This window comes from Enterobacter sp. RIT637, assembly GCF_019718755.1.
In the GTDB taxonomy this organism is placed as follows: domain Bacteria; phylum Pseudomonadota; class Gammaproteobacteria; order Enterobacterales; family Enterobacteriaceae; genus Enterobacter.
In genome coordinates this window covers 1-545 of record NZ_JAIHAZ010000158.1, presented here as the reverse complement: position 1 = coordinate 545, position 545 = coordinate 1, and the positions used below count along the sequence as shown (strand labels likewise).

The 545-nt window shown below is 47.9% G+C and carries 2 pseudogenes; both read left to right on the top strand.

The annotated features are described in order from the left end of the window. Positions 1–189 (top strand): annotated as a pseudogene (locus K5E19_RS23760) (colanic acid biosynthesis glycosyltransferase WcaC); the annotation flags it as partial. Beyond that, a pseudogene (gene wcaD / locus K5E19_RS23755) lies at positions 164–545 on the top strand (putative colanic acid polymerase WcaD); the annotation flags it as partial. The pseudogenes K5E19_RS23760 and wcaD, both read left to right, overlap by 26 nt.

Here is a 545-nt window from a genome sequence, read left to right as displayed (position 1 = left end):
GTGCTGGAGAAATCAGGCGGCAAAACCTTCAGCGAGCACGAGGTGTTGCCGCTGGTGCAACGACCAAAAGCCGAGATCGCGCAGGCTGTTTTTAACACCAGCCTGGAATCGTTCCGCAACCGCAGCCGCAAGGCTTACAGCGGTGAACAGATGCTGGAGGAGTATGTCTCGTTCTATCAGAATCTGTAGCTACCTGCTGTTGCCGCTGATCTATCTGCTGGTTAACGTCAAAATTGCCCAGCTGGGCGAAAGCTTCCCGATCACCATCGTGACTTTCTTACCGCTTTTGTTGCTGCTCTATGTCGACAAAATTAGCGTGAAGAAACTGATGATTGCCCTGGGGCTGGGGTTTGGCTTAACGGCATTTAACTACATCTTTGGTCAGTCGCTGGATGCCAGCAAGTACGTCACTTCCACCATGTTATTTGTCTATATCGTCATTATTATTGGTATGGTGTGGAGTATTAGGTTTAAAACTATTTCGCCGCACAATTATCGGAAAATCCTTAGGTTCTTTTATATTGCCGTTGCGTTCATTGTTATGC